The sequence below is a fragment of the Spirosoma humi genome, from assembly GCF_054776575.1.
Map to the genome: position 1 here is coordinate 1,121,168 of NZ_BAAHBR010000008.1, position 25,592 is coordinate 1,146,759.

General features: G+C 49.5%; 22 protein-coding genes. 16 read left to right on the forward strand and 6 right to left on the reverse strand.

The genetic code is table 11. The features are described 5' to 3' along the window. Positions 1–100: 100 nt before the first annotated feature. Positions 101–1,150, reverse strand: a complete 1,050-nt coding sequence (locus ACYU8Y_RS13445) for an SDR family oxidoreductase (RefSeq protein ID WP_460937978.1) — start codon at positions 1,148–1,150, stop codon at positions 101–103. A gap of 117 nt (positions 1,151–1,267) precedes the next feature. Here ACYU8Y_RS13445 and ACYU8Y_RS13450 point away from each other — a divergent pair, with 117 nt between their 5' ends. After that, the gene (locus tag ACYU8Y_RS13450) at positions 1,268–2,050 is read left to right on the forward strand and encodes an AraC family ligand binding domain-containing protein (RefSeq protein WP_460937980.1); all 783 of its coding nucleotides are present in this window, start codon (positions 1,268–1,270) and stop codon (positions 2,048–2,050) included. A 217-nt stretch (positions 2,051–2,267) separates the two neighbouring features. Here the strand turns inward: ACYU8Y_RS13450 and ACYU8Y_RS13455 are convergent, their stop codons facing one another. Together ACYU8Y_RS13455 and ACYU8Y_RS13460 are read right to left on the reverse strand one after the other, a co-directional pair. Beyond that, positions 2,268–3,491, reverse strand: coding sequence for a sensor histidine kinase (locus tag ACYU8Y_RS13455; RefSeq protein WP_460937982.1), 1,224 nt, complete (start codon positions 3,489–3,491; stop codon positions 2,268–2,270). A gap of 604 nt (positions 3,492–4,095) precedes the next feature. Further along, positions 4,096–4,491 (reverse strand): hypothetical protein, encoded by a 396-nt coding sequence (locus ACYU8Y_RS13460; RefSeq protein ID WP_460937984.1) that lies wholly within the window; start codon positions 4,489–4,491, stop codon positions 4,096–4,098. 245 nt (positions 4,492–4,736) lie between these two features. On the opposite strand from ACYU8Y_RS13460, the gene ACYU8Y_RS13465 reads away from it, so the two are divergent. Continuing rightward, positions 4,737–5,441 carry a lysostaphin resistance A-like protein gene (locus tag ACYU8Y_RS13465; protein ID WP_460937986.1) on the forward strand — a complete coding sequence of 235 codons (705 nt, stop codon included), beginning with the start codon at positions 4,737–4,739 and terminating at the stop codon, positions 5,439–5,441. Between the two features lie 296 nt (positions 5,442–5,737). Here the strand turns inward: ACYU8Y_RS13465 and ACYU8Y_RS13470 are convergent, their stop codons facing one another. Further along, entirely contained in the window at positions 5,738–7,939 is a 2,202-nt protein-coding gene (locus tag ACYU8Y_RS13470) for a sensor histidine kinase (RefSeq protein ID WP_460937988.1), read from the reverse strand. A 535-nt stretch (positions 7,940–8,474) separates the two neighbouring features. Between ACYU8Y_RS13470 and ACYU8Y_RS13475 the strand changes: the two genes are divergently transcribed. The 10 genes from ACYU8Y_RS13475 to ACYU8Y_RS13520 all read left to right on the forward strand — a co-directional run bounded on the left by ACYU8Y_RS13475 (position 8,475) and on the right by ACYU8Y_RS13520 (position 18,636). Further along, the gene (locus ACYU8Y_RS13475) at positions 8,475–8,840 is read left to right on the forward strand and encodes a DUF2147 domain-containing protein (protein WP_460937991.1); all 366 of its coding nucleotides are present in this window, start codon (positions 8,475–8,477) and stop codon (positions 8,838–8,840) included. Between the two features lie 3 nt (positions 8,841–8,843). Continuing rightward, the gene (locus ACYU8Y_RS13480; RefSeq protein WP_460937993.1) at positions 8,844–10,184 is read left to right on the forward strand and encodes a TolC family protein; all 1,341 of its coding nucleotides are present in this window, start codon (positions 8,844–8,846) and stop codon (positions 10,182–10,184) included. Further along, on the forward strand, positions 10,177–11,277 hold the full coding sequence (locus ACYU8Y_RS13485) for an efflux RND transporter periplasmic adaptor subunit (RefSeq protein WP_460937995.1): 1,101 nt from the start codon (positions 10,177–10,179) through the stop codon (positions 11,275–11,277). The genes ACYU8Y_RS13480 and ACYU8Y_RS13485 overlap by 8 nt, the downstream gene beginning before the upstream one ends. Then, positions 11,270–12,520 (forward strand): ABC transporter permease, encoded by a 1,251-nt coding sequence (locus tag ACYU8Y_RS13490; RefSeq protein WP_460937997.1) that lies wholly within the window; start codon positions 11,270–11,272, stop codon positions 12,518–12,520. The genes ACYU8Y_RS13485 and ACYU8Y_RS13490 overlap by 8 nt, the downstream gene beginning before the upstream one ends. Positions 12,521–12,522: 2 nt before the next feature. Further along, complete coding sequence (locus ACYU8Y_RS13495; protein ID WP_460937999.1) at positions 12,523–13,200, forward strand: ABC transporter ATP-binding protein; 678 nt, start codon at positions 12,523–12,525, stop codon at positions 13,198–13,200. A 15-nt stretch (positions 13,201–13,215) separates the two neighbouring features. After that, positions 13,216–14,127: a DUF6268 family outer membrane beta-barrel protein gene (locus ACYU8Y_RS13500; RefSeq protein ID WP_460938001.1), complete on the forward strand. Its 912-nt coding sequence runs from the start codon at positions 13,216–13,218 to the stop codon at positions 14,125–14,127. Positions 14,128–14,289: 162 nt separating this feature from the next. Next, positions 14,290–15,258: a sensor histidine kinase gene (locus ACYU8Y_RS13505; protein ID WP_460938003.1), complete on the forward strand. Its 969-nt coding sequence runs from the start codon at positions 14,290–14,292 to the stop codon at positions 15,256–15,258. Next, on the forward strand, positions 15,258–16,016 hold the full coding sequence (locus tag ACYU8Y_RS13510; protein ID WP_460938005.1) for a LytR/AlgR family response regulator transcription factor: 759 nt from the start codon (positions 15,258–15,260) through the stop codon (positions 16,014–16,016). Before ACYU8Y_RS13505 ends, ACYU8Y_RS13510 begins: the two co-directional genes overlap by 1 nt. A 630-nt stretch (positions 16,017–16,646) precedes the next feature. Further along, the gene (locus tag ACYU8Y_RS13515; RefSeq protein WP_460938007.1) at positions 16,647–17,543 is read left to right on the forward strand and encodes a helix-turn-helix domain-containing protein; all 897 of its coding nucleotides are present in this window, start codon (positions 16,647–16,649) and stop codon (positions 17,541–17,543) included. 91 nt (positions 17,544–17,634) lie between these two features. Beyond that, positions 17,635–18,636, forward strand: a complete 1,002-nt coding sequence (locus tag ACYU8Y_RS13520) for an aldo/keto reductase (protein WP_460938010.1) — start codon at positions 17,635–17,637, stop codon at positions 18,634–18,636. 292 nt (positions 18,637–18,928) lie between these two features. Here ACYU8Y_RS13520 and ACYU8Y_RS13525 read toward each other — a convergent pair whose 3' ends face one another. Continuing rightward, the gene (locus tag ACYU8Y_RS13525; protein ID WP_460938012.1) at positions 18,929–21,370 is read right to left on the reverse strand and encodes an outer membrane beta-barrel protein; all 2,442 of its coding nucleotides are present in this window, start codon (positions 21,368–21,370) and stop codon (positions 18,929–18,931) included. A 242-nt stretch (positions 21,371–21,612) separates the two neighbouring features. On the opposite strand from ACYU8Y_RS13525, the gene ACYU8Y_RS13530 reads away from it, so the two are divergent. Continuing rightward, positions 21,613–22,650 carry a sensor histidine kinase gene (locus ACYU8Y_RS13530; protein WP_460938014.1) on the forward strand — a complete coding sequence of 346 codons (1,038 nt, stop codon included), beginning with the start codon at positions 21,613–21,615 and terminating at the stop codon, positions 22,648–22,650. Further along, entirely contained in the window at positions 22,647–23,360 is a 714-nt protein-coding gene (locus ACYU8Y_RS13535) for a LytR/AlgR family response regulator transcription factor (RefSeq protein ID WP_460938016.1), read from the forward strand. Before ACYU8Y_RS13530 ends, ACYU8Y_RS13535 begins: the two co-directional genes overlap by 4 nt. Positions 23,361–23,597: 237 nt before the next feature. On the opposite strand, the gene ACYU8Y_RS13540 is transcribed toward ACYU8Y_RS13535, so the two are convergent. Beyond that, positions 23,598–24,452 (reverse strand): AraC family transcriptional regulator, encoded by an 855-nt coding sequence (locus tag ACYU8Y_RS13540; protein ID WP_460938018.1) that lies wholly within the window; start codon positions 24,450–24,452, stop codon positions 23,598–23,600. Between the two features lie 112 nt (positions 24,453–24,564). On the opposite strand from ACYU8Y_RS13540, the gene ACYU8Y_RS13545 reads away from it, so the two are divergent. Next, entirely contained in the window at positions 24,565–25,194 is a 630-nt protein-coding gene (locus tag ACYU8Y_RS13545) for a VOC family protein (protein ID WP_460938020.1), read from the forward strand. 26 nt (positions 25,195–25,220) lie between these two features. Continuing rightward, entirely contained in the window at positions 25,221–25,592 is a 372-nt protein-coding gene (locus ACYU8Y_RS13550) for an EthD domain-containing protein (RefSeq protein WP_460938021.1), read from the forward strand.

Genomic DNA, 25,592 nt, shown 5'->3' on the forward strand with positions numbered 1-25,592 from the left:
TTGGATGGGTTAATCGAGCGTTTAGGGAGACGCTTATTTTTAACTAACCGTCAGCACCAATTCCTGGCATACAACGATTATGACCTGTTCACACGATGACTTACGGAATCACGTTCTCCCGACGTAGCTTATCAAAGAGTTGCACGAACATCTGCTCAGTATCGATAAACTCATGAAAACCAAGTCTTCTGGCTTTGGTGCCATCACCAAAAAAATCGTAGTCCCAGCCGAATACGGCGTCGCCGAATGCCCAGGAAGACACTGCCTGGTAGGTATGTCTGGTGAGCTCGTACTTTTCCTGAATAGATTCCCATAAGGATTCCTTATCCGCCATTACACGCTGTAAAGACATGGGCAACGGCGACGCCGTTACCAGGCCAAAGTAGGCCGCGATTTTAGGCCACAGGTCGTTCCAGCGAAACAGGTCCCCGTTGGTAATATTAAACGCCTGATTAGCACACTGGGGCTGGGTAGCGGCCCAAACGGTGGCTTTGGCCAGCAGACCGGCATCTGTCATCTCCAGCAGCTTGTCATAAGCACCGGGTTTGCCGGGAAACCGCAGGGGCAGGCCAAGTTCTTTGGAAAGGGTAGCATACACCGCAAGAACTACGACTAAGTTCATGGGATTACCCAGGGCTGTTCCGGCTACCACCGAGGGTCGGATGGCTGACCAGGTCCAGGCTTTACCCAACTGCCGTTGCTCCAAATACTGCTGCTGATCAACGTTAAATTCAGGGGGCATATGACCAGCATCGCTTTCTTTGGCGGGCGTCTTGAAAGGCCCCAAGTGAGCCCCGTAAACTTTGTAGCCCTGCATCAGACTGATATGCTGCAAATGAGTCGCGATCGGTTCCACTACCTCAACGGTGTTGGTCAGCATGTGCAGATTGGGCGCTACCAACTCGGCCCAGGTGGGTCGGTCCTGGAAAGCTGTATAGAAGATATGGGTTACCTCGGTCAAACTACCTAGCCGGTCCTGGCATTGCTGAAGGTCCAACAAGTCTACCGAGATGTAGCGGAGTCGATTGGTGGTAGGGCCCCCTCGGCGCGACAGCCCAATTACGTTCCAGTCATCAAGTTGGCCTAAATAGTCAATCAGGTTGCTCCCAATAACCCCATTGGCCCCAACCACTAACGCTGTTTTTTTCATAATTCAATCGATTTGTAGACCGGCCTAGCCGTTAAGACCGGCTTTATTAGACAAAGGTCAGTCCTTCCAAGGCACGGTTAGGGGTAAATTGCCGACATAAATCGGTATATTTCCGCTATGAAGCGCTATAAACAGTTTCAGCCGTTAGTAGTCGATGAAGTGGAGGCTACTGAGTGGGCACATCCCATCCATCGGCACAATCATTACGAACTGATTTATATCCGGCAGGGTAGTGGGACCCATTATATCCAGGAAAATAGCCTGCCGTATGTAAAAGGAGACTGGTTTCTAGTGGGGCCCGACGACGATCACCACTTTGTCCTCGCCGAAACGACGCAGTTCCTGTTCATTAAATTTACCGACGTGTACATTCATCAGGTGTCATCTGATATGTCTTGGTTCTTACGGCATCTGGAGTATCTGATGAAGAGCAGGGAAACGCATTGGTCGACGTTTCGACTCAGTGCGGCCGATCAATGTTCCGCTGCCTACGTGGTTGAGGTGATCCGTTGGCTGCGCCAGGATATGCTGGCCAACGAGCGGCTCATCTGGTTGCAAGTGCTGACAATTGCCAGCTTATTACAACGAAACATGCCGGCGCTTCAACCCACCCGGTGCTATAGCCGGGACCTGCAGGCTGTATTTTGTTATATCCATAAATACATTTACTCGCCCGAAAAGCTAAAAGCCGCTGTGATGGCGGCTCATTTTCACACGACGGCAGATTACATCGGTCCTTATTTTAAACGGAACACGGGCACTACCTTAAGGGCGTACGTAGGGAAGTATCGGAAGATGCTGATCGAGCAGCGGCTAGCGAGTGGTAACTACAGCTTAAAACAGGTAGCGGCCGATTTTGATTTAACCGACGAAAGTCACGTCCGTAAAGTATTACGGTAAAGCCGTTACCACCCTAAGCCTGGGTTAGGCCTTCTATCTGAAGGTTAGTTTAACGTAACGCATACCGATCCCTAGGAGCCTGGCATCAGTTTATCGCCACTCAGCCAGGCCAATGCCGGTAATATATACCTAAGAACAAGTGTAGTTTCAGGAGGTGAAAGGGGAAGCTGCGCATCTGGATCGACTACGATCAGACAGACTACCATAATAGGGGCTACTACACCGGTAGGTAAACCGTAAACGTAGCCCCTTGCCCTGGCTTGCTGCTGGCTGTGATCACCCCACCGTGATTAGCGACCACCTTTTCGCAGATGGCCAGCCCCACACCCGTACCCGCAAATTCGCTCTTGCTATGTAGGCGTTGAAACACCTGGAAGATGCGATCCAGATACTTCTCCTCAAAGCCAATCCCATTATCCCTTACATCTAGTTGATGATAAGCAATTGCCCGCTGATTAGACCGGGTTTCTTGGGGTAACTTATCAGCCGCAACCCATTTGGCCATAATCGAGATGTGAGGAGCAATGCCAGGCTTGTGAAACTTAAGCGCATTACCCAGCAGATTCTGAAATAGTTGTTCTAGTTGGGACGAATCACCCTCTATCGTAGGTAAGTTACCTATTTCTATGGTTGCCTTCAGTTCATTAATGGACATGTCAAGATCCCGTACAACAGTCTGAACAATCGTTGTCAGGGAGACCAAGCTATTTCTATCCTGCTGGGTTGAAATTCGGGAGTAGCTCAGTAAGTCTCGAATCAGGTTGGACATACGACTCGCTGCTGACTGCATTCGATCCACATAGGCGACTCCCTCGCCTAACAGGTGGCTATACTGATTCTTGAGTATACTACCGAACTGCTGCACTTTGCGCAGGGGTTCTTGCAAATCATGGGAAGCAATAAAAGCAAACTGCTGAAGGTTTTCATTCGATCGCTTCAATTCTCGAACCGAATCCTCTAGTTGCTGAGTCCGCTCCTGCACTTGCTGCTCCAAGTCAGTCGAGAGTTGACGATAACGTTCTTCACTCTGCTGAAGTGCCTGCTTGTCGGCTACTTGCTGAGTAATGTCGATCCCTGTCGCAATGATGCCAAACACTACTCCTTGTTGGTTGCGAACCGCTTTAAAGGAGAAATCGAAGTAGACGGTCTCCATGATCCCATTCTTGACCATGTTCGCCGGGATGTTGTTCGTTGAGAAAGAGAGGCCAGTCGTAAAGACCTCATCTAAAATGGCCAGGAAGGGCTGGCCTTCCATTTCTGGAATAGCTTTGGCCAGGGGCATTCCAAAAACGTTATCTCCTTTGCCCCATACCGATAACTGGGGTTCGTTAGCTACGCTGATAATCAACTCCCGGCTTACCAGTAGGGCAACAGGAATAGGTGATTCCATGACAACAGCCCGAAAAATGGCTTCGTCGTTTATGTCCATTATGTCAATCATCGATGAATCGTCGTGAAGTGATGACTATCTAACCCAATCGAGTCCATGTAGTTTTCCTACATTCGGGTTAAAGCCCTCTACTTGCCTAGACAGCCTATTGAAGGTCCTATAAAGGCTGCTTAGCTTACGGACCATCTCTTTCCTTCTATTGACTATGCCCGAACTGTGGGTCGATCTGGATACGATTCGGCGCAATCAGCTATTGTATGATGCCATTAAAAAACTAAGCTTAAAAGGCTTTAGCCAATCGCTCATGTTTGCCTTGTAAGTTTAGGGCTTTGGATACTGACTCATTTGCTGGTAGAGCTGGACCGCTATGTATGGGCCGTAGTTGGTCTTTACTTGGCCGTGTCAAGTTACTTTTTCCTTCAATTTATGCGGCAGATACGAGTACTGGTATCCATCTTGTAGTTCAGTGATCCTTGAGGGGGGCTGCGAAATGAAAAATAGGTCACTTAAGGTTTGCCCAGCAAGCTTATTAAAGACTAACCAGGCCGCGCCATTCGCTACTGCCCGTTCGTTTAACAATAGTAACCTGGGGTAAAGAGAGAATTATCTATCGGCTCATCAAGTAAAAGTCATTCCACTGACCTCAAGTTTTAAGCTATTTACTACTGTAAGCTATTTTCTTGAATGGCTTTGGTAGTAATGAACCTGATCTCAATGGGCAATCATCTTTGAGTGGTTTCAATACCATCTCGTCATTTTTGATCACCACTTGATAGATTCCAATAGCTTGGGTGTCGCAGGGACTTGTCCCACTTACTTTTTTCCAAGTTAGCGTATCTCCTTTGATGGTATAGGTCATCGTTTCGAGCAACTGCTTGTCGGCTACCGTATACATAGTCGTCGTGTCTGCTCCATATCGAAGAACCACATCCACGACTTTGCTTGTCTCGACAGTACCTTGCCAGGCGGTATTGGCTAACTGGGTTTTTACTTGGGCAGTAGCCGTTAAGCTAGCCCCTAGTAGAAGAGTAATGACAACGAATGGTTTCATAAAGTAAAGTCGTAGTGAATCGTTAAAGGCCAAATTTATTGAGACACATCAATTGGCTTTAGCGTATAATTACCCGATTTCAACATATGCCACTGATTGAGGTAGGTCAATAGTAATAAATCAGCATTTTGAGAGATAGATAATACTTCTATTCTATAACTACTTTTGCCGAATCGAACATTCAAATAGCCTTTAACTAGCCTGTGGAAGATCAAGTAAGACCAAGTTGGCAAAAGCTTATTCACTTGAACTGGAAATTCGGTCTTGGTTTATTACTGGTCGTTTGTATCCCCCGCTTTATTTTAGTCTTGGCGGCTAATGCATCGGGTAACTATAGTTCAATTGGGGCGATTATGGTCATTTCCGCCCTTTGCCCGTTTGTATTTCTGACCCCGTTTGGACGACAAAAAATTGGAATGACCAAGCCTGACCGCTATAGCCAGCTAGTAGTGGCGCTGGTAGCGGGTATGGCGGTCAGTGGGCTACTGTACGCGATAGGACGAATTTTATACGCCACTTCCTTCGAGAATTGGTATGTCTATATCGGCAAATCCTACAAAATACCAGCCGGTATCTCTCAGTCGGATAGAGCAAGCTTATTCACGATCGTAGCGATAACGGGTATGCTGTTTAGCCCTATTGGTGAAGAGTTGTTCTTCCGGGGTATCGTTCACACCAGTTTTGCCCGTTCTATTGGCGAAAAAAGAGCTTCTCTAATGGATAGTTCTGCTTTTGCGCTGACCCACCTGTCTCATTTTGGCCTGGTGTTCATCGACCAGCAATGGCGATTTTTGGTGATGCCGGCTTTGCTTTGGGTGATGAGTATGTTTTTGGTGAGTAGGCTATTTTTCTGGTTTAAAACGGCTTCCGGTTCGCTTTTGGGCGCAATTCTTTGCCATGCCGGGTTTAATTTAGGCATGACTTACTGCATCTTTTATTTATTGCCCTGATCGAAAGAAGATCTGATCTGGAATCGTTTTGTTCACGGGAATCGCTCCTACTCAAAACAAACGCGTCCATATGTCTAGATGTGTGCTCTATAAACGCCCGTTTTTAAGCGACGGTTATCACCAGCCTATAAAATGAAATTACCAAAAATGTCCTGTTGTTCAGGCTAATGCCGCCGTTGGTAAACGTGGATCCATCGGGTAAGGCTGAATCGAGAGAACGTAGCACTCGCTACGCTGAGCATGTACAGGATCTAACAATGTATTGCGGGGAGGTGACACGGGTTAACCCATTACGCTTAGCTTGGCAAGTAAACACTAAAGGTGGCCCCCTGACCCGACTGGCTAGTGGCCGTAATAGCCCCCCCATGATTGGTCACCACCTTCTCACAAATCGCCAGCCCGATGCCCGTACCGGCAAACTCGTTTTTGCCGTGCAAGCGCTGAAAGACCTGGAAAATGCGATCCAGATATTTCTCCTCAAAACCAATCCCATTGTCCGCTACCTCAATCCGATAATAGTCGCTCACCGCTCGGTGGGGCGTAAACCCCTTCGGTAAATCATAAGCCGACACCCGACTCGACACGATCTGAATCAGGGGAGCCACGCCTGGTTTACTAAACTTAAGGGCATTACTCAGTAAATTTTGGAACAGCTGCCCTAGCTGGGAGGCATCGCCTGTTAGCGTTGGCAGCGGCCCCACCTGAATCTGAGCCCCAGTTTGCTGAATCGTCCAATCTAACGTATTGAGCACGGTGGCAACAATGGCCTGAAGCGAGACGGGAGCACTCTGGTCCCGCTGGGTGGAAATTCGGGAATAATTCAGCAGGTCCCGAATCAAGGTCGACATCCGAGCGGCCGCCAACTGCATCCGTTCCAGATACACGACTGCCTCGCCGGTTGAGTCTGTATAACGCGTTTTCAGGAGATCACCAAACTGCTGAATCTTGCGCAGGGGCTCTTGCAAATCGTGGCTGGCAATGTAGGCAAAGGTTTGTAGGTTGGCATTCGAGCGAAGCAGCAGGCCGTTGGCTTCGGCCAGCGCCTGGTTATTGACCGCCAATTCGTGGTTAGCAGCCGCCAACTCCCCCGTGCGCTGTAGCACCTGACTTTCCAAACTCGCTGACAACTGCCGAAGCTGCTCTTCGCTTTGGCTCAGGGCGTTCTCGGCGCGTGCCCGTTCCAGGGCCGCCCAGGTGCGTTCCGCCGTTTCCTGAACCAAGTCAATCTCAGACGAAGTCCAGGCGCGTTGCCGGATACTATGAACCGTCAGGGTAGCGACCCACTGCTGTTGCTTAACCAGCGGAACGGTTATATAAGCGCCAATCTGAGCGGCTAGCAATACCGCTCGTTCGACCGGAGTATAGACGGGATCCAGTGCCACATCGGTAACGACCTGTACCTGACCCGCTGGGAAGGAAACAGACGGTTTTACGCCCAAAGTCAACGAGCGAAACGGATCCATATTGAGAAGCTGATGGCGGCCATCGGCCGGGTGAGTAATCACCTCTTGCCCGATCCGTTGGTCAAACAGAACCCGGGTATCACCCAGATGTTCCTCCAGTAGCCGGCCGGCGGTTGTTTCGATCTCGATCGGATCCGCTAAGGCGTGTAGCGCATCACTCAGGGCGAGTAAAAAGGCCTGTTTTTCCTGGCTTTGGCGTAAGGCTGTCGTCAGCTCATATTCAGCCGTTATATCCAGGTTTGTTCCCATCAGCTCCACAGGATGTCCCGTCTGGTCGGCGACTACATGGAAACGGGAGCGAATATGGTGGACGCTCTGGTCCGGATGGATGACCCGATAGCTGAGACCAAAGGGTACCCCCCGGGCGATCCCCGCCATCACGTCGGCTTCCGTGCGGGCCAAATCGTCGGGATGAATGCTGGCCATCTGGGCCTGGGCTACGTTGGCTTGATACCCGGGGGGCAGACCGATTAGCTCCGCTCCCCGGGCATCCAGGTACCCCTCATTGGTGAGCAGGTTCCAACTCCAGGTGCCTAGCTGGGCAACATCCAGGGCCAGTTGTAAGCGGGCTTTGCTTTGTTGCTGGGATTCCAGGGCCTGTCGGCGGGCGGTGATATCTTCGTAATGGACCACAAACTGGTCATTGCCAAAAAAAAAGGCTGTCATCTCGAACCACCGATCTAACCCAGGGATGAACTGTTCAACGCGAATGGTTTGCCCACTATCCATAACCGGCTGGTAGGCGTCGAACCACTCGGGTTCAAGAGCGGGAAATACGTCCCGAGCCGTTTTGCCAATGGCCCGTTGAGGATTGACCCCGGTGAGTGTCTCAAACGCCGGGTTAAGCTCCAGGAATCGGCAATCGATCATTTTTTCGGTATGATTCCGAATGGCTTGGCAAAGGGCAAACCCGGTATTTATTGTCTCAAAGAGTCGGCGGTATTTCTGGTCTGAGAGGTCCGGGCCTTGCGTGTTCTCTGCAGGCTGGTGGCTTAGGACTGAATCAGTAGGCTCAACTCGATGCTGTTTATTCATGTTACCAGGAAGAGGTCATCTGATAGACACCCTTCATTGTAGTCAAAGTTAGGCTTAATTGTTTAATTGCCGATTTACCTGAATAAGTAAGCTTTCGGTCGTTTTCAATTAGTCGCATACGATTGCAGTGGACTCGTTAAACGTAATCTCTATGAGGCAGGCAGGTAAATGCTGTCTTAAATAGGCGCGTTTCGTGATAGTATTCAAGCAGTGACGAAAACATTCAGTATGCAAAGAATGTAAAGGGAACGCGTGAGTCACCTAGTTCAGCTAATTAATTTTTCATAAGTCCCGAAGTCCGCACGCTGAAACCTTGATGTAGATCAAATTCTTTCGACAGGATTAACAGGATTGACAGGATTTTTCAACTACCCATAACAAATCCTGTCAATCCTGTTAATCCTGTCAAATAAAACCGTTCAACTAACCTCCCCCTCTGTTCAATCCACCCGCCAATCGGTTCAATTCAGCCTGAAATTCACCATTCAGCGGGCCAGCATGGGCCATGTTTGCAACCAACCAAACCAATTGTGTTATGCAAACAATCAGCTCAATTCTGGCCGGATTTCTCCTGAGCCTGCACCTGCTGACCCAATCGGGCAGCGACCTTCTTACCGGTAAATGGACCAGCGATGACAAAAGCCGGGTCATCGAATTTGTGAAAAATGGCAACGCCTACGACGCCTTCATCCGGGAGGCCGACGATAAAACGCTGGTCGGGAAGAAGCAAATTGCCGGACTAACCTCCAAGGATGGCAAGTCGTTTAAGAACGGCACGCTGTTCCTGATCAAGAAAGGCAAAACGGCCAAATGCTCGGCCCGTGTGCTGGATGGGCACACACTCGAAATTACGGGCTCGGTGGGCCTCCTCTCGAAGTCAGAAACCTGGACAAAACGGTAAGCCATGCGTCCAGACAACTCACTCACTGGCACCGTCCTACTGGCGTGGCTCTGGCTGATGGTGCCGTCGATGGCGGTGGCCCAAAAGCAATTCGGTTCCTTGCCCGAGGTGTTTCGCTACGCCGACCAGCACGCCCTGCCACTGCAAACGTCCCGGCTTCAGGAAGAGATCAGCCGTTCGGCGGAGAAGCAGGCGAACGCGTATCGCCTGCCCACCATCAACGGTACGGGGGCGTTTACCGATAACATCACGCTGCAACCCACGCTGGTTCCCGCGAAACTGACCAATCCATCGGCTCCCGATGACAGCTACCGCGAACTGACCTTTGGCCGGCAGTTTTTCTACACGACGGGCATTCAGGCCCAGTGGGACGTGCTGAATTTCCAGAAATGGTTCGCGGCCAAAACCGCTGGCGTACAGACCCACGTGGCCGCCGTGCAAACGGCCCAAACCCGCTACGCGATGTACAACCAGTTGGCCAATACGTACTACGCCCTGCTGCTGAGCCGCGAAATCGAAACCGTCTATGTCCGAAATCTGGCCACCACATCGGCCATTGCCCAACACGTCGCCGACAAATACGCTCAGGGACTGGTGAGCGAGGAGCAGCGGAACCGGGCCACGATCCAGCAGTTACAGTCCGAACGTACACTCGCCGACATCCGCACCCAGTATCGACAGTTGTCCTACGACCTTCAGAATCAACTGAATACTACAGATAGCCTTATCCTGACCGAGACCTGGCAGCAACCCACCGAATCGGCGTTGCCTGTGTCGTTTGCCCCTACACATCCGGCCATTCTGCTTCAGCAATCAATGCTTCAATTGGCAACGGCTCAGCTTTCTCAAAGTAAATCGCTGCTGTATCCTTCCCTGTCGGTGGGGTATCAGTACAATTATTCCTGGGCCACCGATGGGTTTCTGAATTTCACTAACGCTAACCAACTGCCCCAGCAATTTCTGAGTGTGCGACTGAACGTACCGGTCTTCACGGGTTTTGCCACACGAGAGAAAATCGGCCAGTCGAAACTGAGTATCAAAGCCCAGCAACTGCAACTGACGCAGGCGAAAAACCAGGTCGCTCAGGAAGACCAAACGTTGCTGCTTCAGTACGAACAGAGCTTTGGTCAACTACAGAAAACCCGGCAGATTCTGACCTTGCAGGAACAGAACGACCGGCACGTACAGCACCGCTACGACGGAGGCATCATCAGCCTGGACGAACGACTCGACAAGCTCAATGACCTCTTCAAAACCCAGAACGATTACATCCAGAGCCTGAGCAATTACAGCGTGGCCCAGTACAAAATCTTCATCCGTCAACTCGATTTTCAGCATGACTAATCCCCATTCATTCAGCCAATATGCCAGCCTGGCTACCTGCCTTTGGGTGCTGGCCGCCTGCCATAATCCAGAAAAAACAACGCCCCAACGCAAAACGATTGACGAAGCGGTGTTTGCTAGTGGGCATCTGGAACAGGAAAACGAATACGTCGTGGCGGCCAACGTCGACGGGACGCTGCAACAGTTGTCGATCAAAGAAGGCGATCTGGTGCTGGCGGGGGCGGTGCTGGCCCACATCAAAAGCGATGTTCCGGCCAACCAGCTTACCGAAGCCAAACTCGTCTACACGGATGCGGCCCGCAATGCCTCGCCCCAGTCGCCCCAACTGAGTCAGCTCCGCGTGCAGATCGACCAGGCCAACACGCAGTTGGAGCAGGACCGGACCAACTGGCAGCGGTATAAAACCCTGCGGGCTAGTAATTCGGTGTCGCAACTGGATCTGGAAAAAGCCGAGCTGCAATACAAGGCATCGACTAGTGCGTTGGACATACTGAAAAAGAACTACCAGGAACTGGAACGGTCGCTGAAGCTTCAGGCCGCAACCAGCCGAACCCAGGTTAATAGGCAACAGTCCTTACTGGCTGATTACCAAGTCAAAGCCACCCGGCCCGGGCAGGTGCTGACCGTTTATAAGAAAGAAGGCGAGCTGGTTCGTAAGGGCGAAATCATTGCCCGGATTGGCAGCGGAGCGAGCGTGATGAAGCTGTTTGTGGCGGAAGAAGACATCGCCAAAATCAAACTCGGTCAGTCGGCTAGCGTGCAGTTGAATACCTATCCCGATTCGATTTTCAAGGCTCAACTGTCGAAAATATACCCGGCTTTCGACGAAAGTCAGCAATCGTATGTCGTGGAAGCTCAGTTGCTCCAGCCGCCTGCGGTGCTGTTTTCGGGGACTCAGTTGCAGGCCAATGTCGTCACCGGCACCCGCCATAACGTACTGGTTATTCCGGCCCCTTACCTGAGCAAAGGCAAGTACGTTACCCTCGAATCAGGCGATCAGAAAGCCATCGTTACGGGCTACAAAAGCAAAGACTGGGTAGAAGTCCGGTCGGGTATTTCGGATAAAGACGTCATTCTTCGCACCAATGAATAAGGCCATGAGTGTCAACAACAAAATTGCCTGGGTTCATCTGACGTCCAAAATACGTCAGTTGATCGTGGCCGTCCTGAGCGTCACGTTTGGGATCTCGATGTACATTTTCATGAACAGCTTCACCAGCGGGGTCAACGACACCCAGACGGACCTGGCTTTCAGTACAATGGGCCATATCCGGGTGTACAACGATCTGCCCAAGGAAACCAACCCGCTCCTGCCCGTTCCCAGGGGGGCAGATACGGTGCAGTTCATCAGCAACCCCAAACGAATTCAGTACACGGAAGGCATCAAAAACGCCGAACCGATTCGGGAACTGCTGGAATCGATTCCCGACGTAGTGGCGGTTACGGAGCAGCTCAACGAAAACGTGTTTTTCCACAACGGGGTCAGCAAAGTAAGTGGTAGCCTGTCGGGGGTCGATATTGAAAACGAAAATCAGTTGTTCCATACCGCTCAATACCTAACGGAGGGCGATTTGTATGACCTGCAACGACGCAACGACGGGGTAATTCTGGGGACGGGTCTGGCCGACAAAATCAGTGCCCAGATGGGCGACATCATCTCACTCAGTACGTCCGGCGGCATCCTGAAAACCTACAAAGTGGTTGGCCTGATCGAAACCGGCACCGCCAGCGTCGATAAATCCAGGGCCATCATTTCGATTCAGGCGGCCCGTCAGTTGCTGTCGAAAAACCAGAGTTACGCCACGGACATACTGGCAAACGTGCGGAACTACAACAATGCCCGCACCGTAGCCCAACGCGTTGGGTCGTCGGTTTCGTACAAAACAGAGCCGTGGCAGGAAGGCAACTCGCAACTGGAATCGGCCAACGTGCTCCGCGATATTCTGGCGATCACCGTTTCCCTGACCATCCTGATCGTCGCCGGATTCGGTATTTATAACATTATGAACATGACGGTGAACGAGAAAATGCGGGAGATTGCCATTCTCAAAGCAATGGGTTTCGACGGCAAAGACATTGTGCAAATCTTTCTGATTCAGTCGATTATCATCGGGTTTATAGGCGGACTGGTGGGGCTGTTGCTGGGCTTTCTCATCTCGGCGGGCGTCGATCGGATACCGTTCAAAATCGCGTCGCTCACGACCTTACCCATCGCCTACATCCCCACCGACTACGTCATGGCCCTGGTGTTCGGTCTCCTGACCACGCTCGTCGCGGGGTATCTGCCCGCCCGGAAAGCATCCCAAATCGATCCCGTAGAAATCTTAAGAGGCTAATCATGCAACCTGCTCTGTCGGTCAACAACATCATCAAATATTTTCACGAACCCGAAACCCTTCAGGTGCTGAAAGGCATTTCGTTCGACGTGCAGCCGGGCGAATTTCTGGCCCTGATCGGCAAATCGGGTTCCGGGAAATCGACGCTCCTGTATCTGCTCTCCACGATGGATACGAATTACGAGGGTACGATCCAGATCAATGGAACCCGGCTTACGGGACTCAAACAGAACGAGTTGGCCCGGTTTCGGAACGAGCACATCGGCTTCGTGTTCCAGTTTCACTACCTGCTCCCGGAGTTTTCGGTGGTGGATAACGTCATGTTACCTGCCCTGAAACTGGGCAAGCAACCTCCCGAACAGATTCGGGCCAAAGCCCTAGAACTCCTGTATATGCTGGACATCAAAGGGCACGAGGACAAAAAAGCGTCCCGCATTTCGGGTGGACAGCAGCAACGAGTTGCCATCGCCCGTGCCCTGATCAACGACCCGGCGATCATCATGGGCGACGAACCGACGGGCAATCTGGACTCCAAAAATACCAAAGTGGTGTTCGATATTTTCCGGCAACTGGCAAAAGAACGCGGCCAAACCATCATTGCCGTCACGCACGACGATGAGTTTGCGGCCAACTGCGACCGGGTGATCGAAATGGTGGACGGTAAAATTGTGGGGGCCTAAACCATGCCGCTCGCGATGCATTTTTCAGCCGCCCGGATTCTATGGTTTCTGGGGGCGGTTCTGATCCCGTTTGCGGCCCGGGCCCAACGCCCCAATCTGGAGGTGGCGGGTCTGGAATACCGGCATAGCCGCTTTACCAGCGATTCGCTGAAAGGTCAGGTAAACAGCGTGGCCGCCTTTCTGAATTTCCCGATTCTGAAAACCGACAAACGGATGATCGGAGGTCGTTTTCAAGTCAATACCGGTACGCTTGCTCTGAACGACAAAGGGAGTTTTTCGGTCACCCGACTCGATCTCAACCTGTTCTGGCAACGGAATTACAGCGAAACGACCAAACTCCAGCTGTTTGTGCAGGGCGGGTTATACTCCGATTTTGTCGACATCAGCGGAGAAGACATGCGGTACGCCATCGGCGGGAGTTACACGATTCGGCACAGTCCCCGGCTGACGAGTGGTTCGGGCGTACAGTTTGTCCGGCAATTTTTCGGTTATCAGATCAACCCGTTTATTGCCATCAACTACGCCATCAGCGACCGGCTGCACCTATCGGGACTACTGCCCATTCGCCCCCGTCTGGAATATCGGTTCAGTGAGTCGATGAGCTGGGTAAACGAAATTTCGGGTAACTTGACCAGCTATCGGCTTTCGCAGGAGAGCCGGCACAGCCAGTACGTTCAGGTGACGCAATGGTCTGGGGTCAGTTCGCTGGCCGTAACGGTAAAAAAGCGGCATAAATTTTCGGCCGGATTGGGCTACGATTTTCGGAATCAGCTTCAACTTTACAACAATGACAGTGCCCCCTACTGGTCGATTATTACGTTCCCCCTAGGGAAACATGCCCAACCCGTAACCGATCTCAATGGCCGTGGACTACGCATGCAGGTCAGCTATCATCTGGTGTTAAGTGGCTCATCAAAAATAGATTAGATCATTTTTTGTCATGCTGACGAAGGAAGCATCTTCGGTAACAGCTATTTTTTAACTACCGAAGATGCTTCCTTCGTCAGCATGACAAAAACACCGCTACAAAACAGGTTGAACTAGTCGTGCTTTAGTACTTGAATCAAACCGAGTGAGCCTATTGTACCGATGAAACTCAACATAAACCGGCTGCTTCCCCTAGCCCTGGCGGCCATTCTGCCGGGGCTTAATTTCTTCTCCAACGCCGACGCTCTGGCCGACGGAAAACTGGATTTTTACAGCCGGTGGTGCTCCGCATCGGTCGTGTTGTTTCTGCTCTGGTACCTGCTGCATTACACGACCAACCAGAGCTGTCGCTACCGATGGGGCCTCACAATGGCGATTATTCTGCTGTATATCGTACTGGTTTACAGTCTCTTTTCGTTTTTCGTATTCAGCCACCCCGACTCCATCCGCTGGAACCTGCTCGTCAAATTCTTTTTTGCCAGCCTTCTTTTTCTCATCATTCAGTACGCCCTCCGGGCCAGCTCCAGCATTGCCCGGCTGGAACTGGAAAAAGAACAGATGCAGAGCGAAAACTACCGGGTGCAGCTCCAGCAATTACGCAGCAAAGTCGATCCGCATTTTCTGTTCAACTCCCTGAATACGCTGCGGATGATGGCCCGTAAGCAACACCCCTCCACCGAACAGTTCATCATCAGCCTGTCGGATTTCTACCGGCAAACCCTCAAGTACAACGAAGCGTCTACGGTTCCATTGCGGGAGGAATTAAGTGTTCTGAAATCGTATCTGTTTCTGATTCAGACCCGTAACGAAGGCAACCTGGACATATCGTTCCAAATCGACGAGCCCCTGCTGAATTACCTGATTCCGACGCTTTCCTTACAGATCGTCGTCGAAAACTGCTTCAAGCACAACGCCATGACCTCGGCGAATCCGCTGCACATCAGCCTGTCGACCACCGACGATTTTTACGTAGTGATCAGCAATCCAAAACGACCGAAACTGTCGCCGTCCGAAAAATCGGGCTACGGGCTGGATAATATCCGGCAACGCTATACCTTGCTGAACGTAACGAACGGCCTGCTCATCCACGAAACCGACACCCAGTTTGCGGTAAAACTGAAACTGATCTGATGAACGTATTGATTGTGGAAGATGAAAAGCACACGGCCCAGCTCCTGAAAGAAATCATCGAGCAGGACGACAATTTTCTGGTCACGGCCACGCTCGAATCCATCGCCGAAACCGTCGCTTTTCTGACGAAGCACCACAGCAAAATCGACCTGATCTTTCTGGATATTCAGCTCGCCGACGGGCACAGTTTCGCCATTTTCCAGTACATCGACGTTTCGATTCCGATCATTTTCTGCACGGCGTTTGACGATTATACCCTGGCGGCTATCCAGAACAACGGCATCAATTACATCCTCAAACCGTTTCGGGAAGAAGAAATCCACGCAGCTCTGACGCGGTATAAAAACCTGGTGGCTAGTTTCAGTCAGAAAGCCATCAATCCCGCTTTGCTGGTACCTCCCCGGGAGAAAAATTACCAGGAAAGTTTTCTGACCCAGCACCGCGAAAAGTCCATCGTCATTTACACCAAAGACATTGCCGCCATCACAATTGAGCACGAACTCGTTCAGTTGTATACCTTCAGCGGAGAGCGGCACCCACTCCTGAAAAATCTGGAATACATCGAGTCGGTTTGCAATCCGCATCAGTTTTACCGCATCAACCGGCAAATGCTGATCAACCGCAACGCCATCCGGTCGATTGAGCCCTATTTCAACCGAAAAATCGTGCTCAAGCTGGTCGTTCCCCTGGCCGAGTCAGCCATCGTCAGCCGCCTGAAAGTAGCTCCGTTTAAAGAGTGGCTGGAAAAGGGGGGGTAGTTAGCGATCATCCTGCAATTTGTCAGAACGAATTTCTACCGACTCAAGGAATGGTTGAAAACTACCGCCCATGAAAATAGTGGTCAATGAATGTATCGTCGTCAAAGCCCATCGCTGTTGAAAGCCGTGCCGCGATGGGTTTTGAGGCTTTCTGAATTTCATTCTCTCGACCAATGTAATTACCATCCTGCTTCACCTCTTACTCAGAGGCCAATAACACTGGCTAAAGCCAAGTGAAATATCATGGCTAAAACATAAAAAAGTACAGATAAAAAATACGGTAAAACTCGCAAAGGGAAAAGAAGCGCTTCCTGTTGTAGAGACACTCATCAAGTATGGCAAAAAATTAATGGCGGACTATAAAATTGAGCATTCCTGAACGCCGATGAAACCGTCGAAAGCGTCGATCCACCCAGTTTCCACGAAACCCTCGTTCAGACAGTTGTCCCACCCAAAGCGGCAAGGCCCAAACATTGCTAACGGATGAGCAGCTATAGGCGTATTCACCCCGATTTTCCGGGGCCAAGTTCCGTTGCCAACTTCGAGTAGTCATTCTGAAATAGCCTATCCCTGCGTAGGAGCGTTTCGGTACGCGTCCGTAGTCTTGTTTGAATTTTATAAATTAGCGGCATGAAACAAGCTGAAACGGTCCTTGATTTTTACAGCAGGCTTCCCCGTCATTCGCCTACCGATGTTCCCCTGAATAATGCCGGTATCGGGCATATCAACGTATTCAGCCGGGAGACCTGTGCGGTAGTGAGCCCTTATAGCCGTCGGGATTTCTACAAAGTTTCCCTGATTATCGGTAAAGGCAAAATTTACTACGCCGACAAATGGATTCAGATTGACCGCCCGGCACTCTTGTTTTCCAACCCGGTGGTGCCTTACTCCTGGGAGGCAGAATCAGCAGAGCAGTCGGGCTGGTATTGCCTGTTCACGGAAGACTTTATCCAGCACAGCGAGCGGATCAATAACCTGCGGGATTCGCCCTTGTTTCGGATTGGTGCTCATCCGGTTTTCTTTCCCGATGACGTTCAACTGAAGGAACTGTCCACTATCTTTCAAAAGATGCAGCAGGAAATGTGTTCCAGTTACCCGCATAAATACGACGTTCTGCGGAGCTATTTACACCTGCTCATCCACGAAGCGATGCGGAACAGTCCTGCCGCACCGTTTAATGCCTACACCAATGCCTCTTCGCGAATAGCCGATCTGTTTCTTGAACTGTTGGAAAGGCAATTCCCGATTGATTCGCCCGCACTCACCCTCAAGTTGAAACAACCTGCCGACTACGCCACTGCCTTGTCGGTGCACATCAATCACCTTAACCGTTCGGTTAAAGAGGTTACCGGCAAAACCACCACCGCCCATATTACAGCCCGGATTGTCCGGGAAGCGAAGGCGCTGTTGCAACACACCGATTGGCCGGTTGCTGATATTGCCTACAGTCTGGGTTTTGAGTATCCATCGTATTTTACCCTTTTCGTTAAAAAACACACCGGTTTAGCGCCCAAGCAATTCAGGTGAGTTGTTTGAAAAGTATAACTATCCGTTTGGTGGCTATAAACAGGGCTGCCGTCTTCGGGTCTACCTTTGCTGGACAAAAAATCTTCCGAAGATGAACTACAGAAAACTAGGAACAACGGGCGAGCAGCTTTCGGCGCTTGGCCTGGGCTGTATGGGCATGAGCTTTGCGTATGGCCCCGTAGATGAACAGGAAAGTTTGGCAACCCTGGAAAGCGCACTTGACCTGGGCATTAATTTTTGGGATACAGCCGATATGTATGCCAACGGAGCCAACGAAGAACTGATTGCCAAAGTACTGGTACCGAACCGGCAGAAGATTTTCATCGCGACCAAGTTCGGTTTTCGTTTTAAAGACGGTGTGGCCGGGCCAAGCAGTGCGGTTGGCACCTACTTTGACGGCTCCCCCGCCTGGATCAAAGTAGCCGTGGAACAAAGCCTCAAACGCCTGAAGATCGATACCATTGATCTGTACTACGCGCACCGTGTTGACCCGAACGTGCCCATCGAAGAAACGGTTGGTGCCATGGCCGACCTGGTGAAAGAAGGCAAAGTACGCTATCTGGGGCTGAGTGAGGCTTCGGCGGCTTCGATCAGGAAGGCACACGCCGTACACCCGATTGCGGCCTTGCAAAGTGAATATTCACTGCTGACCCGCGATGTAGAAAACGAGATTCTACCCACTGTTCGTGAGCTTGGAATTTCGCTCGTTCCCTATTCACCCCTGGCACGTGGACTGGTAACCAATACCCTGGACGTTAGCGCATTAGCCGATGATGATTTTCGGAGGACAATTCCGCGGTACCAGCCGGAGAATCTGGCTAATAATGAAAAACTGATTGCGGGCTTTGCTGAGCTGGCGGCCAACAAAAATTGTACACCAGCGCAACTGGCGCTGGCCTGGGTGCTGGCACAAGGCGAGGACATTATCCCTATTCCCGGTACCAAGCGAAGAACGTATTTATTAGAGAATGTGGGCGCCATCGAGGTCCGTCTTACGCAGGCCGATCTGGCGGCCATTGACCACTTGATGGACCAATATCCGGTAATTGGTGAACGCTACGGGGAAGGTAGCATGAAGCTGGTCAATAACTGATCCTACCGTTTCATGCCGTCGTACAGGGCACAGGCTTCCGCTAAACCGGAAGCCTGTGCTGTTTTAAAAGAAAGCCTGCAATATAGGGGTATCCTTACTTCCTATAAGTAGCCTCTCACACAGGCTAATGCGTCAAGAAAGGTCCGTGTAGTTTTCCTATACCAACTGCTGAGAAGACTGCACACTAAGAGGATGAACGTTTAAATACGCTCAGAGCAACGTCCTGCAATGGCCTTGAAGACCGACTTGTACAAAGTCTCTGAGGCCGCGTTACCGTTTCGTTGTAAAATTGTTAAATTCTTTCCTTCTCCTCGTCCGATGCATTGTTGGTATGTTTCCTCTTGCGAGCAAATGTCTCTTTGCCGAAGCGATAAGTAAATGCCAGGCCAATCCGCCTGGTATCGGTTCGATTCGTCTGGAAGTATTCTGATTGTACCAAGCTGATTGAACGATTGTGGTAAACCCAAGAGTGAAAAATATCATCGAACGAAAGCCTGATACTGCCTTTACCATCCCATACCTTTTTTTGGACTGATGCATTAACGCGGTACATGCCACCAGTGACGGTCTGACCCGTGAAATCGCGACTTGCGTAATACCCGCCCAGTTCAGCCGAAAACGTTTTGCCAAAGGTGAAATAATTAGTTAGTTCGAATCGGGCTATGTTGGTTTGAAAATCCAGATCGGTTGATAACACCCTCCCGTTGAGCCCAACCCGCGAAAGACGTAGCGTTGTATTTGTATACCACCATTTGGTCAGCGCAGTGGATACGCTCGTGTTCAGTAACACCATAAATCCACCCGCAATATTATCGGGCTTGTTGATAAAAATAGTGTCAATCGTCTGCGTCGTCGGGAAGATGGAACTGGTAAACTTATTATAACTCAAACCCATATTCAACCATTGTTTTCGCTGGTATTTCAGCTCTACCCGGCTCTGGTATTGCGGGTTCAGATCCGGATTTCCAGAACTATACGTGTATTGGTCACGCAGAAAAAGAAAGGGATTAAGCAATTGATAATTAGGCCGACTAATGCGCCTTACCACCATCAACCCAAACGTATTGTTAGCTGCTTGATCCGGTTTAAAGCTGACATACGCACTGGGAAAAAGGCCGGTATAATGCTTTGTAAATGTTGATCCGGCAACCTGGGCGTTACCTAATTGATTCCCTTCGATATTGGTATTTTCAACTCTTAATCCAAGTTGCAAACCAATGTGGGTCCACGATTTCTGCCCATTCAGATAAACCGCATTGATATTCTCATTGTACTTGAAATGATTGGATTGTGTATTATTCAGGGTTTCCGTGTTAGCTTCCAGGTTATAGTAGTTGAAGATATTATCAGTTTTAATCAAACTAGATTTGAAGCCGGTTTCCAGCCTGGCTTTGTTTTTTAGGGGCTGTACATAATCAGCTTTGGCCGTGTAGATATGAATGTCGGAAGGAATGCGATAGATAAAATCGTTCTGAGCCAAAAGTCCACCCACAGGGTTGTAGGCACGATTTTGTAAAAGCTGAGTACCATTATTCCGGTAATTCAGGTAGTTAGCATCCACTGAAAGTTCCTGGCCGCTGGTCGTAAACTTATGCAGCATGTTGACATTGACGCCCGTATTGGTTCGATTGTCACCGCCACTTGTACTGCCGGTACCGACCACTGCAAGATGATGATCGGCATCATAATTTTTACTTTCATAGCCGAATACGCCATTTCTTTTTCCCGTGTTCAAATTGAGAATCAAGCCATACGTTGTTTTCGGAGTTGCGGTAAAGTCAAGACCAAAACTGGCGTTGACTCCTTTATTTTTGTAAACCTGATCATTGGTCAAGTCAACCGTTGAAAGCAAGGCCGATGATGCCATATAAAACCTCCTGTCGAAAACATCCTGGCTATAATTTTTCTCGTAGCTGTACCCTAGATTGGCAAAAAGGTTGATCTTTTTTCGATTGTAATTGAGGTTGAGAGCATCATTACTTCGGGCGTATCGACCCTGGTTTGCTCCCACAGCAAGGCTGGCTGTTAACCCGCCTATCCTGCTCTTTTTCAATCGGATATCGATTACGGCATTTCCTGCTGCATCGTATTTCGCGGATGGATTATCAATCAGTTCGATCTTGTCCAACAAGCCCCCCGGCAACGACTTCAGGTAGGCTGCCAGATCGGGCCCCGACATATAGTTGCTTCGTCCGTCGATCAGTACCATCACCCCGCTTCTTCCGTTCAGGCTTACTTCGCCGTTATTGTTCACCGAAACACCCGGCGTTTTTTCCAGTACTTCCAGGGCGTTGCTGGTCGCACTACTGATTATCGACTCAACGTTGACAATCGTTTTGTCAATTTGCTGCTCGATCAGCGGCTTTTTGGCTTTGACCACCACTTCGTTTAGTGCCACGCTTTTGGCAGGAGACAGAATAATTACGGGAAGTATAATGGCATTGTGCCCTTCGCTTAATGTAAGAGGCAGGCTGATAAATCTTTTTTGCCCTAATGCACTGACATCAAGCAGGTAGGTGGCATTTTCTAAGGCTGTGAACTGAAATTTTCCGTTCGCATCGGTGATCTCTCCTTTCAGTAGGGTCGAGTCTGCACTCTTCCGCAAGCGAACGGTTGTACCGGGAAGAACTTCGTTGCCACTGTCTTTTACCGTTCCCGAGATCGTCCCGTACGTCTGAGCATAGCCGGAGATGGCCAATAAAAAATTGATTAAAACTATACTTACCGTTTTCATGGCTTCATCAATGAATGGTTGTAGACACCTGATGAAGCAAAGATTGACTACCTAAGTGGGCGACGAAAACAATCGTGTCGTAACGCCTGAAATGGCTGACAGACGATGATTTTTTCGTGTTGAATCAATTCGTCACCGCCTTTACGGCTTCTGTCAGCAATTCGTCTCGATTCGGCCGGATAATGTATAGATTAAATCCAGAATGCGAACTTTTGTAATCATAACCGATCAATGACAAGGCGATGAGTACACGATCAGACCAAGTACAACGAAATTCCAGCGCCGTCTACCTGCTACTGGCAGCAGTGGCGTCCGCACCAGTATGGATTGCCATGGATTTTCTGATGAATCGCCTGCATGTAAATGGCGATGAAGCCGTTGCCACGGCGATTACCGTTTTTATGATGGCCGGGATTTTCGTCGGCAGATACATCGCAGCGCTTTTAATCCATAAGGTAAAAAATCTGAATAACTTCGCCATTGTTACGGCTACTATGCTGGTTATCAGCTTCATAATAGTAGTAGCCCAACTTGCCTTTCCGGTTGGGGATTCCCCAGCATTGTTTATTTTGCTTAAGTGGACTTCGTTCATGGTCAGCAGTATTACACTGGGCATGCTGATTAAGGTAGTCAGGACTATTGGAAAAAAAGAACTACTTGAAGCCCGGAGTATGGCCGCTCACAGCCAGAGCGAGTTACATCTTTTACAATCCCAGTTAAGCCCGCATTTTTTGTTCAACACCTTAAATAACCTATATGGATTATCCATTACCCAGCATGAAAAAATTCCACCGCTGCTGCTGAAACTATCGGAGTTGCTACGATATTCGGTGTACGACGCCAACGAAACGTTTGTCTCATTGAAAGACGAGTTGACGTACATTGACAATTATATCGAGTTTGAAAAAATCCGGATTGGGGAAAGGCTGGTGCTGACCAGCGACATTGAAAACGTTTCGGATTCCAATCTTAAAATTGCCCCCATGCTGTTAATTGTATTCATAGAAAATGCCTTCAAACATGCTAAGAACACCGTTGACGAACGTATCTACATTGATATCTCGCTGAAAACCTGGGGAAACCTTATTCTGTTCTCCATAAAAAATTCGTGCGGAAAACCAGCAAAGGAACACAATAGGTTGGATAGGCACAGTGGTTTTGGGCTTCCCAATGTTCAAAAGCGGCTGAACTTGCTTTATCCAAATTCAAGCGATCACGAACTGACCATTGAGCACGAAGAAACAAGCTACAAAGTGATCCTGAGACTGAAAGCAAAATGAACAAAACGACTTGCCTGATCGTAGACGACGAACCGATTGCGCGGGATATTATCAAAAGTTACTGCGGTCACATACCCTACCTTCAGATTTTGGCTTCCATCGGTAACGCGATGGAAGCCAAGGCTTTTTTGCTTGAACACAGGGCGGACATCTTATTTCTGGATATTAACATGCCGGTTTTGGATGGGGTTACTTTCTTGAAAACACTCAAAAATCCACCTCAGGTTATTTTCACAACGGCTTATAAAGAATATGCCCTGGACGCCTTTGACCTGGCTGCTTGTGATTATTTACTAAAACCCTTTTCGCTGGAACGATTTATCATCGCGGTGGACAAGGCACTGGAACGATTACAGCTTGTACCCCAGCCTCCTGCTACTCCAGCTACCAAACCAGAGGACTATATTTTTATTAAAACCGATGGGAAAATTTTCAAAATTCAGTTCGATGACTTGCTTTATGCCGAAGCCAGCGGGAATTATACTAAAATCGTCACCTACCAAAACACACTGATGCCGGCGATGACGTTTTCCACGGTTGAAAAGTTGTTACCCACATCCCTGTTTGTCCGGATTCACCGGTCTTTTCTTGTCAACAAATCAAAAATTGGTCATACGGAAGGGAATCGCCTTTTTATTGGAAAATCTGAACTCCCGATTAGTAGTAACTACCGGGAAACCTTCTTAAAAGAGTTGGGCCTGGGTTCCTGATCATCGACTATCGGCGGATGAGTCAACCCCCACTTATCTGACGCTATTTGTGCTCAAAAGTGTATGTATGGCTATTAATACTAAAGTATCATTTTACGCTCCCAGCGTGATACGAATTTAATTCTACCCTATTTTAAGACGGTTTCCTACCGTTTCCTGCCGTCGTACAGGGCACAGGCTTCCACTAAACCGGAAGCCTGTGCTGTTTTAAAAGAAGGCCTGCAATACGGGGTATCGTTACTGGCCATTGAGCAAAATCGTTTTCCGATACGCTTTGGGGGAGACGTTCTTACGGGTTTTAAAGAATTTACTGAAGTGGCTTTCGTCCGTAAACCCAAACTCATCCGCAATCTGGGAAAGTGATAGCGACGATACCGCCAATCGTTTTTCTATGATACTCAGGCGGTAATCATGAACGTACGTCCGGTAGCTTATTCCAAACCGGTTTTTAAAATAATCGCTGAAATAATGGGGCGAAATAGCAAAATGAGCGGCTATGGCTTTGATCTGGATGCGACCGGGATCGTAGATGTATTGGTGCAGGTACGAAATCAACTCCTCTTTGTCTGGCTGCCCCCGGTCGATGCGGATATTCAGCTTTGCCGCCGTTTCCTTGATCAATCCTAAAATGGACAGGACCTGGTGAAAAATGAAGGGCGAACGGGCAATGTCCTGCTTGCTGCGATCATACGCCACGATGTTTTCCACCGTATTTTTCAGGATGGAACGAGCAGGCTCCTCCAGGGTAAGTTTGGTTTCCTTCAGCAGCTTGTTGCGCATAATCGTTTCCGGCGTCAGGGAAATAAAAGCGTCCGCTCCGTCATCCATTTTATGCCCCCGGAAATAATCGTCCGTAAATTTTATGAACGTAAAATGGGTGCTCTGGGCAATCTCAAAGTAATGTTCGTCTTCCGGGCTCATCATGAACAGGTCTCCTTTCTGATAAGCAAACCGATTCCTGTTCAACAAGTGCACCCCTTTTCCTTTGCGTATATACACCAGTTCGTAGTACGTATGCCCGTGTACCGGCAAGTGGAACGTTTGTTCCTCGTAGTCGTGAATCACCAGTTGTTCAAACTGCAGCTTTTTCATGTCAGGAACTTGACTTGATAGGATAAAAATACAGGAATCCCCTTTCAATATACCGAAAAAAAGCGGAACGGGTAAAGAACTTTGCTCCCCTGAATCATCAAAAATCAAGGGTATGAAACCGATCGCCATCATTCTGGTAGCAGGGTGCATCATCGCAACGTACGTATTGCCCGGCTGCCAGAAGGGAACCGGGGAAAAAGAAAACCATAAACCAATCAGCATGAGCACAAACAGTTATTTCAGAGGCATCGATCATGTGGGTATTACCGTTCCCGATGTCAATGCTGCATCGGCATTTCTGAACAAGGCGCTGGACGCAAAAACAGTATACGACGTTTTGCCGGAAGGAGCCGAGCCTTTTCAAGGGGCTGAAACGGAACAACAATTGGGCATCCCGCAAGGGAGCAAGATTATTCATATGCGCCTGATGCAGATCGGCAATGGCCCCACCCTGGAGCTTTTTCAGTTTTCGGGAGCGGAGCAGAAAGCTGCTGCGAAGCTGAACGATTACGGGCTCCAGCACATCGCTGTTTATGTGGATGATATAGAGAAGACAAGCAGGCAATTTGAAAAGGCAGGCGGCACACTTCTTTCAAACCCTCATCCACTCAGCAACGTAGAAGACGGCCCGCGCAACAAAGGCGTGTATGGAAAAACTCCCTGGGGAATGCTTGTGGAACTGCTCACTTACCCGGACGGCTTAAAAGACAAATCGCTGCACCGCTGGACGCCGGAAAAATAGTACCCTCACTATCTCAAACCACCCGTATGATCAAAATGACCATGTTGCTCAAACGCAACCCGAAACTAACAAGGGACGAGTTCGTCAAACATCACATCGAAATACACGGTCCGCTGTTCAGGCAGATCCCGGAAGCAAAAGACCATGTGATCCGCTATTTGCAAACGCATCCTGTCAGCGAGGTATCTTCCGTAGTTAAAGTGGATGATTTTGACGGAACGGCCGAGCTTTGGTTCGACAGTGTAGAAGGGCTCGACAAGGTACTCACGTCGACATTCTATAAAGAAAAGGTATGGCCGGATGAGCTTACGTTTCTGGATCATGCCAACACCAGGGTGGTGTTAGGTTACCAGGATGATATTATCGGTGAGGTAACCGAAAAAAGACACAATCTATAA